Source organism: Vibrio owensii, assembly GCF_002021755.1.
Lineage (GTDB): Bacteria > Pseudomonadota > Gammaproteobacteria > Enterobacterales > Vibrionaceae > Vibrio > Vibrio owensii.
Genome location: NZ_CP019959.1, coordinates 437134 through 450286, shown reverse-complemented (window position 1 = coordinate 450286; position 13153 = coordinate 437134). Strand labels below are relative to the sequence as shown.

Annotated in this window: 13 protein-coding genes; 8 read left to right on the top strand and 5 right to left on the bottom strand. The window is 44.0% G+C overall.

Annotation, left to right across the window (positions count from 1 at the left end):
- Nucleotide 1 precedes the first annotated feature (1 nt).
- Nucleotides 2-985 (bottom strand): sulfurtransferase, encoded by a 984-nt coding sequence (locus A9237_RS01950; protein WP_078607437.1) that lies wholly within the window; start codon nucleotides 983-985, stop codon nucleotides 2-4.
- Nucleotides 986-1292: 307 nt separating this feature from the next.
- Between A9237_RS01950 and A9237_RS01945 the strand changes: the two genes are divergently transcribed.
- From A9237_RS01945 to A9237_RS01930, 4 genes are all read left to right on the top strand, one after another.
- Nucleotides 1293-3098, top strand: a complete 1806-nt coding sequence (locus A9237_RS01945) for a sensor histidine kinase (RefSeq protein WP_078607435.1) — start codon at nucleotides 1293-1295, stop codon at nucleotides 3096-3098.
- The gene (locus tag A9237_RS01940; protein WP_078607433.1) at nucleotides 3088-3684 is read left to right on the top strand and encodes a response regulator transcription factor; all 597 of its coding nucleotides are present in this window, start codon (nucleotides 3088-3090) and stop codon (nucleotides 3682-3684) included. Before A9237_RS01945 ends, A9237_RS01940 begins: the two co-directional genes overlap by 11 nt.
- Nucleotides 3685-3851: 167 nt before the next feature.
- Nucleotides 3852-4520, top strand: a complete 669-nt coding sequence (locus A9237_RS01935; protein ID WP_078607431.1) for a hypothetical protein — start codon at nucleotides 3852-3854, stop codon at nucleotides 4518-4520.
- A 328-nt stretch (nucleotides 4521-4848) separates the two neighbouring features.
- The gene (locus A9237_RS01930) at nucleotides 4849-6339 is read left to right on the top strand and encodes a SulP family inorganic anion transporter (RefSeq protein WP_078607429.1); all 1491 of its coding nucleotides are present in this window, start codon (nucleotides 4849-4851) and stop codon (nucleotides 6337-6339) included.
- A 105-nt stretch (nucleotides 6340-6444) separates the two neighbouring features.
- On the opposite strand, the gene A9237_RS01925 is transcribed toward A9237_RS01930, so the two are convergent.
- Nucleotides 6445-6891, bottom strand: a complete 447-nt coding sequence (locus A9237_RS01925; RefSeq protein WP_020194913.1) for an META domain-containing protein — start codon at nucleotides 6889-6891, stop codon at nucleotides 6445-6447.
- A 220-nt stretch (nucleotides 6892-7111) separates the two neighbouring features.
- Between A9237_RS01925 and A9237_RS01920 the strand changes: the two genes are divergently transcribed.
- Nucleotides 7112-7360 carry a DUF1289 domain-containing protein gene (locus tag A9237_RS01920; RefSeq protein WP_020194912.1) on the top strand — a complete coding sequence of 83 codons (249 nt, stop codon included), beginning with the start codon at nucleotides 7112-7114 and terminating at the stop codon, nucleotides 7358-7360.
- A 167-nt stretch (nucleotides 7361-7527) separates the two neighbouring features.
- Here A9237_RS01920 and A9237_RS01915 read toward each other — a convergent pair whose 3' ends face one another.
- Together A9237_RS01915 and ushA are read right to left on the bottom strand one after the other, a co-directional pair.
- Nucleotides 7528-7749, bottom strand: coding sequence for a hypothetical protein (locus A9237_RS01915; RefSeq protein WP_009705808.1), 222 nt, complete (start codon nucleotides 7747-7749; stop codon nucleotides 7528-7530).
- Between the two features lie 446 nt (nucleotides 7750-8195).
- The gene (ushA, locus tag A9237_RS01910) at nucleotides 8196-9899 is read right to left on the bottom strand and encodes a bifunctional UDP-sugar hydrolase/5'-nucleotidase UshA (RefSeq protein ID WP_054822706.1); all 1704 of its coding nucleotides are present in this window, start codon (nucleotides 9897-9899) and stop codon (nucleotides 8196-8198) included.
- Nucleotides 9900-10247: 348 nt separating this feature from the next.
- On the opposite strand from ushA, the gene A9237_RS01905 reads away from it, so the two are divergent.
- Together A9237_RS01905 and A9237_RS01900 are read left to right on the top strand one after the other, a co-directional pair.
- Complete coding sequence (locus A9237_RS01905; RefSeq protein WP_009705811.1) at nucleotides 10248-10952, top strand: GNAT family N-acetyltransferase; 705 nt, start codon at nucleotides 10248-10250, stop codon at nucleotides 10950-10952.
- Nucleotides 10953-10967: 15 nt separating this feature from the next.
- On the top strand, nucleotides 10968-11483 hold the full coding sequence (locus tag A9237_RS01900; protein WP_078607427.1) for a GNAT family N-acetyltransferase: 516 nt from the start codon (nucleotides 10968-10970) through the stop codon (nucleotides 11481-11483).
- Nucleotides 11484-11714: 231 nt separating this feature from the next.
- On the opposite strand, the gene rplY is transcribed toward A9237_RS01900, so the two are convergent.
- The gene (rplY, locus tag A9237_RS01895; RefSeq protein ID WP_005442281.1) at nucleotides 11715-11993 is read right to left on the bottom strand and encodes a 50S ribosomal protein L25; all 279 of its coding nucleotides are present in this window, start codon (nucleotides 11991-11993) and stop codon (nucleotides 11715-11717) included.
- A gap of 422 nt (nucleotides 11994-12415) precedes the next feature.
- Here rplY and A9237_RS01890 point away from each other — a divergent pair, with 422 nt between their 5' ends.
- On the top strand, nucleotides 12416-13150 hold the full coding sequence (locus tag A9237_RS01890; protein WP_078607425.1) for a glycosyltransferase family 2 protein: 735 nt from the start codon (nucleotides 12416-12418) through the stop codon (nucleotides 13148-13150).
- The last annotated feature ends 3 nt before the right edge of the window (nucleotides 13151-13153 follow it).

Below are 13153 nucleotides of genomic sequence, written 5' to 3'. Positions count from 1 at the left end.
ATTAGCTCTTGCCGTTGATAACGTTCACTTCAGGATTCTTCTGCTCGTAGTGAGCATGGCTGTACTCGATCCATGAGCCGTCGTAGTTGTAGACGCCTTCTGCACCTAATACTTCAGTAAGAATCATGGTGGTGTGGGCAGAGCGAACACCAGATTGGCAGTAAGCGATCACTTTCTTGCCTTTGATGATGTCGCCGTAAAGGGCTTGCAGTTCTTCTGCTGATTTCAGCGTTGTGTCTTCGTTCAACGCTTTGGTCCAGTTAATGTGAACACTGCTTGGGATAGTGCCCGGACCGTATGCGCCAGACACCGCTACTTCACCGCTAAATTCGTCGTTGCCGCGCGTATCTAGGATCACCCAATCAGGGTTGTTTTGTGCTGCGATAACCATGTCTAGCGTTGCTAGTGTGTTGTTGTTTTGTTTCGTGTTCGGAGCTTTGTATTCAACCGCTGCAACGCTTTGGTTTGCAGAACCTGTTGGGAAACCTGCGCCCATCCAAGCGTTTAAGCCACCGTCTAGGTAACGAACGTCTTGGTGACCAAGGTTATGGATTTGCCAGTAAAGACGTGCAGCATCGTGGTGAGAGCCTGCCGCGTAAACGACGATTGTGCTGTCTGTTGTTGCGCCAAAGCTACCTAAGATGGTCTCCATCTCTTCTGTGCTGTTGCTCATACCGCCGAAATCGTAAACGCCTTCTGCCGCAGAGTAATCGTTACGCCACATAGTGTAAGAACCAGAGATAGGGCTGTCTGGCTTGATAGGGTTTAGCGCGCCGATCACAACCACGTCTTTGTCACTGTCCATCAGTGATTTCAGTTGTTGTGCAGAGATGAAGTGCTCTGGGTGAGCGTATTCAGTGAACTTTTGCTCTTGTGCTGCGGCATCCACTGTCACTGCTTCAGCTGAGAACATCGTATTGTAAGCTGAGTAGCCAACAGCTGCGACAGCCGCCAACACACCCAACGCAATCGTCGATTTTTTCATGAGTTGCTTCCATATTTTAATTTAAAGTTTTCCTGACGAGTCATTTCGCTCGGCAGTTAGAATTTTTTTCAGCTAGGAAGAAGAAGCATGAACTTTGTAATTTTTCATAAGTGTTCATGGTGTATTAACACTCTTAAAGAGTGCATTCGCATCTAGCCCTTTGTTGGTAGGCATTTTGAGGAAATCGATACTTAGGGGGTATTGTGGTTTCCCACAATAATGAATCCGAATTGATCTAAAGCAACAAACTGATAGGGGGATGTGATGGTAAAATGTGCTACAAACAAATTTTCATATTATTTATTAAGTGATTAATAACCATTCTCATAAATTCGTCCGGTTGATACTCCTTGTTTCCCTTTTCTTCTCTTCTTTTAGTTTTTCGGACGAGCAAAAAACACAAAGAATGATTTATGACGTCGGTGTATTAGCACTGCGCGGGCACGCACATGCGCGAGAAGCATGGCAACCGACTTTGGATTGGTTAGAGGCTCAAAATCCCGGTTATAAATTCAACTTACATACTTACGACTTTGACCAACTTGAAGACGCGTTTTTGCACGGTTGGCTCGATTTCATCCTGACCAGTCCGGGGCAGGCGACCAAGCTTGCTCGCGAGTACCCAATCAACTGGTTAGCAACGCAGAAAACTGCCTACAGTAACTTGCCAAACAAATCGATCGCATCTGTTGTGGTGGTGCGTGAAGCTTCACCGTACAAAACGCTACGTGACATCAATAAAGCGAACGTTGCGGCAGTATCAGAAAAAGCGTTTGGTGGATTCTTAGCCCTGCGTTACGAGCTCGATAAATTGGGTTACTTCAACTCTTCTTTTTTCGAAAAGATCCATTTTACTGGCCCGCCGACTGATCAACTGATTTTGGACGTGATCAAGAATGATCTCGATGTTGCCATCGTGCCAGCTTGTACTCTGGAGAACATGGCGAAAGAGGGGCGTATTCAGCTGCATAACCTGCGCGTTCTAAATGAAAAGCGTCCCGCCGATTCTGTTTGTGCGGTGAGTACACCCTTGTATCCAAACTGGACGATGGCAATGACAGAGCGAGCACCTGCGGATGTGGGACAAATGGTAGCGCAAACCTTGTTCGCAATGCCTGAAGAGCACCCTGCAGCGATTGCTGCGAATAATGTGGGATGGATGTTGCCAGCGCCGAGCATCAATGTTGATAAAGTCTACAAGCACTTAGACATGCACCCATTACAAAAATCTTGGGGGCAAAAAGCACAAGAGTGGCTGCATAAGAACCAAGCGATTGCGATGGCCTCTTTGCTGACTCTGTTGCTATTAACTGGTTATCACTTCTGGTTGGAGTGGAAATTCAAACGCAGCCGAGAAGAACTACAAGCAACGATGAACGACTTGCGTCGTAAGAGCTCGATGCTTGAGCATGCCCAGCGAATTACCATTGTTGGTGAGCTAGGGAGTAGCCTTGCGCATGAAATCAATCAACCGCTTGCAGCCATCAAGAATTACAGTCAGGGCGCGAAAGTGCGAATGGAGCGGGGCGCGACAGCAGAAGAAATGTCGCCAATCCTAGATAAAATTCAGCAGCAAGTTACGTCCGCGAGCGATATCATCCAGCGCCTTCGTAGCTTGATAAACAAAACGCCAATTGAAAAGAGCTGGGTAGATTTACCTTTCTTAATCGAAGAAGCGATGAAGCTGGTGGATTACGAATTCCAACGCCATCGTATCCAACTTGGTGTGCTGTACTCCGGTGAACCGCAAAAAGTGTTTGCCGACGTTACCGGTTTGCAGCAAGTCATTCTTAATGTTCTGAACAATGCCAAAGATGCCTGTTTGAGCCATTCACCGAAACGAAAAGATGTGTACGTGGACCTGCACGTCAGTTTTTGTGATGAGATGGTCATCATTGATGTGACCGATAACGGCATTGGTATTGAAGAAGAGAGCACGCCACTTGACCAAGCCTTCTACACCACCAAAGAGAATGGGTTGGGTTTAGGTTTGGCGATTTGTCGTGATGTGCTTGATGCTCACCAAGGCAGCATTCAATTTAGGTCAATTGAGCCAACGGGGTGTCAGGTGAACATTGTATTACCGTATCAGGAGGCTTGTCATGAGTCGTAACCTTTGTCCGCTCTATATCGTTGATGATGAGGAGCCAGTATTGGAGTCCATGGCGTTTATGTTGGAAAGCTATGGTTATGAGGTTGAGACTTTCTCTAGCGGGATGGCGTTTCTCGATAGTGCCGATTTATCATCTCCCGGTTGTGTTTTGCTTGATAGCCGCATGCCAGAGATGCGAGGCCAAGATGTTCACCACTTCATGAACGAGAAGTTCAGTCCAATCAGTGTGATTTACCTAACAGGGCACGGCGACATCCCGATGGCGGTGGATGCACTCAAAGATGGTGCGTTAGATTTCTTCCAAAAGCCCGTTGATGGCAACGCTCTGGTTGTCGCCGTAGACGACGCGATGGCACAGTCGATCAAAAACTGTGAAAAGCTCGGAGCAAAACAAGTTCTACAGAATCTGACTAAGCGCGAAAGGGAAGTGCTTGGCTTAGTGGTGAAAGGAATGAAAAACCAAGAGATGGCGGATTTGTTATGTGTCTCTCTGCGGACGATTGAAGTACACCGTTCCAACGTGATGAAGAAACTCGAAGCGGAAAGCCTTGCTGTACTGATTCGTAAAGTTGGACATTTAATCTAACAAAGCCGTATTTGGTGAACAAAGCGCATAATTGTGGCTAATTGAACCTATCTAGGTCGAAGTAAATACGGTAACTCAATGATAATTAGGGAAAGGTTTGCTCATTTACTATCTGGAAGATAACATCAGTAACCAGAATAAACCTTACTCTTAATTAGAATCCAACTATGTTTGTCGATACCGTTAAAAGCGCTTTCTCTTCATTGAGTGAAAATAAACAGGCTATTGCGAAAGCAACGGCGTTACCCATTCTCCTTTCTTTGATGCTGGATCTTGTACTGAACTCAGCGCAAGGGGATGTCGCTCCTATTCTTGTTCAGATCTTGATGGCTCTTTTATCTGCAATCGTTGCAATCAACGTTCACAGCATCATTTTGAAAGGTCCTCAGTCTGTGCCGCAGTGGGGACGTTTCACGTTTGGAAAAATCGAAATGTGGTTTATCGGCCACTACTTGGCCATGACCGTGGCGGTGGTCGCAGTGGCTGCGATTTTCGCGATGATTAATCTTATCCTTGCAGCTATCGTGCTATTAGCGTTAAGCGTTGTGTGTTGTCGATTAGTCTTGGTTTTTCCTGCCATCGCGATTGGTAAAGGTGTTTCTTTTCCTTACGCGTGGAATCTTACTAAAGGCCATACCTGGTACATGATGAGCGTTGTGGTTATTGTGCCGCTTCTGTTTGGTTTGGCTATGTCTCCACTTGCGTTTTTACAGCTTCCTTTCCTGATGAGTCTTTTAAGCTTCTTCGTCACGATTGTTGGTATTGCCATTCTTTCCAAAGCTTATGAGCAATTAAGTGGCTTTGATGGAGAGGGTTACTCTCAGCAGTCATTCTAAAAACGGTTTTTGCGATAATCCCTTATCCTGTAAGGCATAGAGATGATAAGAACGCTTCCTTTGTGAGGCGTTTTTTTGTGGTTTTCTGTAGGATTATTGACTTCGTTTTGTAAGAATTGATTACAATTTACATTTTTATAGTGATATAAAGCACACTTCTTTTGAGGGGAGCACTCGCTGTTTGTCCTCATTTTTCGGCTCATCAACAGGAAAAGGAAGGTGCTTTTTGCTCATTAGTCCGCCTTAGAACGATCTCTCAGATGCGTTTGCATCACTCCCTTCACCGTGCGCAATGCACCAACTAAGGCAATACGTTTATGAGAGATTTATGTTTAAATTTACAAAAGATACTTGGTTCAACAATATTAAAGGAGATTGTTTATCAGGAGTTGTTGTAGCGCTGGCACTTATACCAGAAGCTATCGCATTCTCTATTATCGCGGGATTAGACCCTAAAGTTGGTCTATACGCCTCGTTTTCAATATGTGTCGTTATTGCGTTCACAGGCTCAAGGTCCGGAATGATTTCCGCGGCGACAGGAGCGATGGCGCTATTAATGACCACCTTAGTCAAAGATCATGGTTTGCAGTATCTGTTAGCGGCTTCTTTCTTCGCTGGCGTACTTCAATTATTGATTGGGTATTTGAGACTAGGGGACCTAATGCGTTTTGTATCCAAGTCGATTATGACGGGATTCGTTAACGCTTTGGCTATCTTGATCTTTATGGCTCAACTGCCTGAACTGACGAATGTTTCTTGGCCAGTTTATGCATTGACTGCATTAGGATTAGCCATTATTTATCTGTTTCCATACTTACCTAAAATCGGAAAAATGCTGCCTTCTCCATTGGTGTGCATTATCTCGGTAACGGTGATTGCGTTGATGTTTGATATCGATATCCGAACGGTTGGAGATATGGGGGATTTACCCGATTCGCTCCCTGTGTTCATGATTCCCGATATTCCCCTTAACTTTGAAACGCTCCAAATTATTTTCCCGTATTCGTTAGCACTCGCCATTGTTGGTGTGCTGGAGTCTCTTATGACGGCATCGATCGTTGATGAGCTCACTGATACGGAAAGCGAAAAGAATGATGAGTGTAAAGGGCAGGGCATTGCGAATATGGTGGCGTCACTGTTTGGTGGCATGGCCGGATGCGCGATGATTGGTCAATCGATGATCAACATTCAATCTGGTGGTAGAACACGTTTGTCTACGCTTTGTGCAGGTGTGTTTTTACTGATTATGGTGGTGTTCTTAGGAGATTACCTTAAGCAAATTCCAATGGCTGCTTTGGTTGCTGTGATGATCATGGTTTCTATCAGTACGTTTTCTTGGCGCTCTCTTGCTGAGATGCGTAAGCACAGTTTACCAACTAACGTGATCATGGTGTCCACCGTCATTGCTGTTGTTGCGACTCATAACCTCGCAATTGGCGTGTTAGTCGGCGTTTTGCTTGCATGTGTGTTTTACGTGAATCAAAGCCGCACCTTAATGAAGGTGTCGGATGAAGTCATCATTGATAATGACCATACGGTTCACAAAGTACACGGCCAGATCTTTTTCGCTTCTGCTTACAGCTTTACTGATATGTTTGATTTCGAGAATGCGACTAAGTACATCACGATAGATTTATCCGATGCGCACTTCTGGGATATTACGGCGATATCTGCATTAGATAAAGCGATCATCAAGTTCCGAAAAGGTGGCTCTATTGTCGCTGTGAGAGGAATGAATGAAGCAACGCTGGATATGATTGATCGCCATGCGATTTATGATGATCCGGAAAAGCTTGCTAAACAAGGTATGGGACACTAGAAACAAAAAAGCAGCCAAAAGGCTGCTTTTTTAGGAACTTATGTATTTAGAGGCGATTGGTTTGCACACTAAGGTTTTAAAACCGCTCTAAAACTCAAGTTATGCTTAGTTTACCCACTCACGCAGTGTGAACGTTAGTTCGTGATCTGCGTTTTTAAGTACTAGACCTTGGTCAGTCAGAGTAACGTCGCTCCAATCAGAAAGCGTTTCAGACATTACTTTTTCAATCTTCATTTGATCGCCTACACACATCATCATGGTCATGCCCATTTTTTCAATGCGTAGTTGGTTGTCTTTCAGTTCAGCTTGACCGAAGAAGTTGTTACAACCTGCGTTGCCATTCGCCGTTAGGTTTTCACCGATTTCTAGACGAGGGGCTTTTTGTTGTTCTTCCAATGCGATGTTTTTGCCATCGATTTGAACCAGCTCCCAGTTATGGTGCTGTAGATCCTGAGCCGTAATTTCTTTCACATTATCACCGTTGCTAGCGCATGCAGTCATTAGAACTGGAAGAGAGATTGCTGCTACTAACGTTTTTAGGCTAAGCTTCATTTTATTGACTCCGTTTTTAGAAAACGTGGTAAGTATAGGTAATAAAACACTGTTTTTGTCAGCATACGGTTATGGTTTCGTATGTTTTTAAACACAGCGTATTTTATAACAGAGATCCCATTCCCGGTATTGAAATTCACAGAAAACTTCGAAATTTCTTACAGTTATTCGACTATAAGCGAATCGGGTCTTGATGAGATAACTAAAGAACGGGTTGAGCATGGAGCAACTGGAGTTTTTTACCGTCCCAAGTCCTTGTGTCGGAGTGTGTACCTCAGACGAAAAGGGCTATTGCAAAGGATGTATGCGTAAAAGAGAAGAGCGGTTTAATTGGCTGAGCTTTACCCCAGCGCAGCAGTTGCACGTGATTAAGTTGTGTCGTCAGCGTTATAGAAGAAAAGTACTGGCAGGGAAGGGGAAAGCAGAACTGCCTAAAGATGATTTGTCACCGCAACAAGATTTGTTCTGATGGTTGGATTTGGTTTTCGCTATCTAATCTGTCTCAGCTATATATCTACTTAGCTACCCATTGATTGTCCAGTTCAACAACTATTCCCGGCCCAGTCTGAGAGGCTCATCCATAAGAGCCGGGAAGTTCCTATCCATTTTCTCGCCCAAAAGAGTGAGCGTTTGGCGTTATTTTAAAGACCATTGGTCGCTTACCCAGCCTCCTGCTTGTTCGTCGAAGTGACTCCCGGCAAAGCGGTGGTTTTGTTCAACCTCTAGTTTACTCGCGGGCATTTCATCCATCAGTCGATGGATATAGTTTGCCATTGGATCAGTACATGATTCGCGCTCTCTACGAGTAACCACTTCTTTAATTAATTGCAGTCTATAGCTGTTGCTGGCTCGTTTCATTTTTGACCTCCAGAACTCGATGGCAGCAGTTTGAACACATTGGCGTTCATATCGCTGCTCATTGGCGTGAGCGTAGAAGCCCATCGCCTTCGTTTGAAGTCAGAGAGACAAATTGTTTGAGAGCAGTGTTTGTAACGCCATTCACGTCTTTCTCAGAATCATTGGCTGCATGAATCGAGAATGACTCCAAAAACTCAGTTAATGAATCTGCATATTTGAAAGACCTTATCAAACATAGAAGCCGCACACAGGGGCGTCAATAACACAAATGAACATTTTTTGAACGATTTGTGAAGGTGGCGTTTTATCAGAGATTTAGCGCCAATAAAAAAACCGGAGCCACTTGGGCTCCGGTTGGTCTTAGAGTCAGTCTGACACGCCTTTGTTTCGATTGTTATGCAACCGAATGGCTGTCAACGTCTAAGTGTAGACAATGTCTAGATAGATTAGCTACCAGAAGCAGGACAACCTTTCACTGGCTGACCGTTGCTGAAGTACTGGATGTTGCCTAGGTTTTTCTTGAAATCATCTGCTGAAATCTGAGGGTTCTTAGCAAAGAACTCACGTAGCACATAAGCATCTGTTAGCTGAGTAGATTCAACATCAATGATCGGGTAGTCATCGCCGCCCGCTGCGCTGAAGCTGATTACAGAGAAGGTGTACGTCGCTGCTGGATCGAAAGCTTTATTGTTGATTTCAGTAATCGTTACGTCACTTTCGTCACAGTTAACAGATAGTTTGATGTTATCCAGTTGAGCGTAAGCACCAGAACCCGCTGACTTAGTTGCAACTACGTCTAGGTACTCTTTCACTTCTGCACCCGTCATGGTCGCTTTAGTTACGAAGTTACCAAAAGGTTGTACCGTTAGTACGTCGCGGTAAGTGATGTCGCCAGTTTGGATTGAATCACGCACACCACCTGAGTTCATTACACCGAAGTCAGCGTTAACTAGCTCATAAGTACGGTACGCTTCACCCAGTAGGTGACCAAGGTTAGTTTGCTCAGAACGAACAACACTACGGTCACCTTCAAGTTTACCGTCAGTTGCTGAGATCACTTCATCTAGCAGGTCTTGACCTTGTTGTTGGTAAGGTAGAAGGATCGATTTCACTGTCGCATCGTGCTTGATGTATTCACCGATAACTTCATCGTTATCATCAAGAAGGTTCACAGGGATCAGAGCGTAGTTCGCTAGGTGAAGTTTGCCATCGTAGTATTCGAAGTCAGCACGACCTACGTATTTACCCCACTCATGCGCTTGCATGATGTAAGTACCGTTTTGTTGATCTGGCGTACAGTCATCACCTGGTTTGAAGTCAGCGTAGTTATTGGTACCTGGCTCCATACATACAGGGTTTTGAGAGTGGCCACCGATGATTGCGTCTAGCTCACCTTCTTCAAGAGAACGTGCAAGTAGAACATCACCAGGTGCTTCGCTGCCGTGTTGACCATCTTGGTAGTGGCCCATGTGAGTTGTAGCGAATACTAGGTCAACTTTTTCGTTTGCTTCGATTTCTGCAAGTACTTTTTGGATTTCAACTTGTGGATCTTCGAAGTAGATATCAGCAACGTTGTCTGGGTTTACCAGTTTCGCCGTGTCTTTTGTTGTAAGACCGATTACCGCTACTTTAAGGCCGTTAATCGTGAATACTTTGTAAGGGGCGAAGTAACGCTCGTCAGTTACTTTACCGTCTGCATCTTTCTTGTAGATGTTCGCTGCTAGCATAGGGAAGTCTGCTAGCTCAGCTTGCATGTCTAGAACATCTAGAGAGTTATCGAATTCGTGGTTACCCACTGCCATTGCATCGTAACCAATCAGGTTCATACCTACGAAGTCTGGTACTGCATCTTGCATATCTGACTCTGGTACACCTGTGTTGATGTCACCACCAGATAGAAGAATACTCTCACCGCCGTTTGCGGCAACTTCTGCACGAATAGACTCGATAAGCGTTTTACGAGCAGCCATGCCGTACTCGCCATCACTGTTGTGCCAGAAACGACCGTGGTTATCGTTAGTGTGTAGAACCGTGAACTTAGTACATGAGTCTGCTGTGTCACAGGTCACTGGAGAGTTGTCGCTGTCTGAGCCACATCCTGCTAGCGCAGCGCCGACCGAAAGTACCAAAAGGGATTTGGAAAACTTCATAAGGGATCCTTTCTTTGTGATTTTGTTATTGTTACGGCGTGCAATATACGGAAATAGTGTGAAACTTTAGTGATCTACTTCTTATTTATAGTTTTGTTGAATAAGGGAAATTACGGCACTGCAAAGCATGTCGATAAATAAACAGAAATCGTATTTAGTAAAGGTTTAATCCATTATTGAATTAAAAGTGTGAGCGGTTTAATTGAATGCATTTTGTTTATGTGAATCAATACGCGTTTTGGTGAGATATAAAGCAAACTTTGGTGATTATTTTGCCAAATTCATGTCTTCTTAATGCCAAAGAAACAAATAGTTATACTTTTCTGTACGCTGTGTTGAGAGGAAGGGATGCTCAAAAAAACAACCGCGCTTGCCGCAGAAATCGATTGCTCATGGCAGAAACTGTTCAACGTGAACGGTAATTTGTACAACGGCTATTCTTATGACCCACATTATTGGCAAAAGTTCTCCGATCTTTGTGCTGTATTTTTATACCAATCTGACGCCTGTACGTATATATCCTGTCCTCCAAGTTTATGGGAACGAATTAAACATTTTCAGACCAATGAGCTGGAGAGAAAATTAAATAACAAGCAATTGTTCTGTGAATACGACGATGTCGACTACTATTTATTTAATGACGATAACGTCAACAAAGACGACGAAGTGATTTCTCTTTCTATTGAGTCTGATCGTGAGTTGCTCGAATCCTTTTTAAGTCGTGAGAGTGAAGAAGATATTTTAAAGGCGGATTTTGACCTCGATAGCCATTTTTTCTATGGCATCTTCGACAACAAAGAACTGGTCGCTGTGCTTGCTTCATACTGTTATCAAGGAAAAGAACCATTCGAGTCTTTGTCCATATTAGTTTCCCCAAATTCGAGAGGGAAAGGTTATGGGAAACGGCTGCTTGGCCACTTAATTAATGAAGTGAAGACTAGGCAGCGCACAATTAGGTATCGAGTAAATATTGAAAATACGATCTCAATAAAGCTGTGCCAATCATTAGGTTTTGAAGCGTACAGCCGTCAGAGGGTGTTTACTCAGGAATAACGAGAAAGGCAAGCAATGGGATATACAGTTAGAAATGCAGTGAGAGACGAAGCGAGTTATATCGCCAAGATACACGTTGATTCCTGGCAAGTTGCTTATAGAGGGTTGATGCCGCAAAGCTACATTGACCAGTTCACCAGAGAGCGTCGAGAACGCATGTGGACGCGAGTGATGACGGAACAACTGGCAAACCTCATCGTTGTCGAAAAACAAAAAGAGATTGTCGGTTTTCTGAGTTATGAACTACCTAATCATTCAAGTGAAGACAAGACGGCGATTGTAACCTGTTGCTATGTATCCCCTTTATATTACGGGCAGGGGGCTGGCAGTGCATTGATTGATGAGTTAGAAACAAGATTGCTCTCAACGCCTGTGATGCAGATTAGCCTTAAGGCGTTAGATACCAATAAACAGGGGCTGAATTTCTATAAGAAGTGCGGTTTTGTACGCTCTGGAGAGGAAGAGGCCGAGGTTATTGATGATATGACGCTAAATGACATCACATTGGTGAAGTATATAGCGCGAACCTAGTGCTTAAGCTCACATTTGTCTGAACTGAAATGCCCAATGCAAAGCTTGGTTGAATAGAGAGTCGTTTATCAGACTCTAAGTGTAGGGGAGATTTACGTTTACCCTAAATAGTAAAACCCCGGAGGTGGTAAGTCTCCGGGGTTTTGAAATTTTTTAGATATCTCGGTTGGTAAGTCCGATAATCTTTATGCAAAAGGTTTGGATTTTATCCGTTAATTCCTTGGTAGGGAATTAGATACGGATGAAGTCCATGTGCTCAACTTTTGGCTTGTAAGCGTGACGTTGAACGTCTTGTGGCTTAACTTTAACTTCAGCGCCGTCGATCACTAGAACGATACCTTCGTAGAACTCAGGCTTGTCCATTTGGTTAACGATGTCGTCGTGGTTAAGAACGATAGCAACTGCTGCTGCTTCACCGCCGTATACAACTGCAGGGAATTTGCCAGCGTGACGTAGGCGGCGGCTCGCACCTTTACCTAGTTCAGTACGTACTACTGCTTCGAATTTCATAGTATTTACTCTCAAATTAGTAAAAAATAAAACTTTACAAACACAATGCGACCTTGTGTTCGTAGTAAAGCTTGAAACAGGAACTGTTCAAGCGAGCGCGGATACTATCATCCTGCTCTACATTCAGCAACCAAAATTGTACCTAAATCACCAAAAAGCCAGTAATTCTTCGTCAAGAAGAGTGTCTGTTTTGTGGTGTCGGCAAAACTTTGTCCGCATTGCGCTGATTTTAACCTATTTGGCTTTTTGTCAGCACTTTTTTATTTGCCTAGGGCTCAATCCTCTTCCCAAGTTAATTCATTCATTAACGACATCTGTTATTCACAAAATGAACGCAAAATGAATGTTGACCTCAGTAACCGTTAAGTCAGTCGGTTCTATTCTCCATCGTACATAAACGGACAACCTCAATGGAGCACATTATGAATCCTATCAGTATCGTGATAATTACCCTCAACGAAGAAAAACGTATTGGTCGACTACTTGAAGACTTAACCAAACAAACTCACCAGAACTTTGAAGTGATCGTGGTGGACTCGAACAGCGAAGATTCGACACGTGAAGTTGCACAAGCTTACGAAAGCTCATTACCAGAACTTACCGTTCATCAAATGGAGACTCGTGGTGTCAGCTTAGGACGCAACACGGGGGCAGAGTTGGCGAAATACGAACGCATTCTTTTCTTGGATGCAGACGTACGTTTGCCAAGCGATTTTCTAAGTCGTGCAATGAGCAAGTTAGAGGACGCTAAGTTAGAAGTTGCTGGTGTTTATATGGGCGCTAAAGACTTACCAATGGCGCACAAGCTAGGCTATGGCATGTTTAATGCGGGTTTGTTTATTACTCAGTACACATTCCCAACAGCGGTAGGTGCTTGCATTTTCTCTACCAAGCGTGTGCACAAAGAGATCAACGGCTTTGATGAGTCTATTACGCTTTGCGAAGATTGTGATTACGTGAAACGCGCTTCAAAAACATGGCGATTCCGCTTTTTACCAATGACGTTCGAATTCGATCCGCGTCGTTTGGAGCAAGATGGTTTCTTTAAAATGGGCATGACCTATTTCAAAGCCAATGTGCGCCGATTCTTCTTTGGGGAAATGCGCAACAACGAAATGGAGTACAAATTCGGTCACTATAAAGATCAACACTCATAATCG

Bases quoted from the DNA above. Each gene is read 5' to 3' on its own strand.
- A9237_RS01950 (WP_078607437.1), bottom strand. From the start codon at position 985: ATGAAAAAATCGACGATTGCGTTGGGTGTGTTGGCGGCTGTCGCAGCT.
- A9237_RS01940 (WP_078607433.1), top strand. From the start codon at position 3,088: ATGAGTCGTAACCTTTGTCCGCTCTATATCGTTGATGATGAGGAGCCA.
- A9237_RS01935 (WP_078607431.1), top strand. From the start codon at position 3,852: ATGTTTGTCGATACCGTTAAAAGCGCTTTCTCTTCATTGAGTGAAAAT.
- A9237_RS01930 (WP_078607429.1), top strand. From the start codon at position 4,849: ATGTTTAAATTTACAAAAGATACTTGGTTCAACAATATTAAAGGAGAT.
- A9237_RS01925 (WP_020194913.1), bottom strand. From the start codon at position 6,891: ATGAAGCTTAGCCTAAAAACGTTAGTAGCAGCAATCTCTCTTCCAGTT.
- A9237_RS01920 (WP_020194912.1), top strand. From the start codon at position 7,112: ATGGAGCAACTGGAGTTTTTTACCGTCCCAAGTCCTTGTGTCGGAGTG.
- A9237_RS01915 (WP_009705808.1), bottom strand. From the start codon at position 7,749: ATGAAACGAGCCAGCAACAGCTATAGACTGCAATTAATTAAAGAAGTG.
- ushA (WP_054822706.1), bottom strand. From the start codon at position 9,899: ATGAAGTTTTCCAAATCCCTTTTGGTACTTTCGGTCGGCGCTGCGCTA.
- A9237_RS01905 (WP_009705811.1), top strand. From the start codon at position 10,248: ATGCTCAAAAAAACAACCGCGCTTGCCGCAGAAATCGATTGCTCATGG.
- A9237_RS01900 (WP_078607427.1), top strand. From the start codon at position 10,968: ATGGGATATACAGTTAGAAATGCAGTGAGAGACGAAGCGAGTTATATC.
- rplY (WP_005442281.1), bottom strand. From the start codon at position 11,993: ATGAAATTCGAAGCAGTAGTACGTACTGAACTAGGTAAAGGTGCGAGC.
- A9237_RS01890 (WP_078607425.1), top strand. From the start codon at position 12,416: ATGAATCCTATCAGTATCGTGATAATTACCCTCAACGAAGAAAAACGT.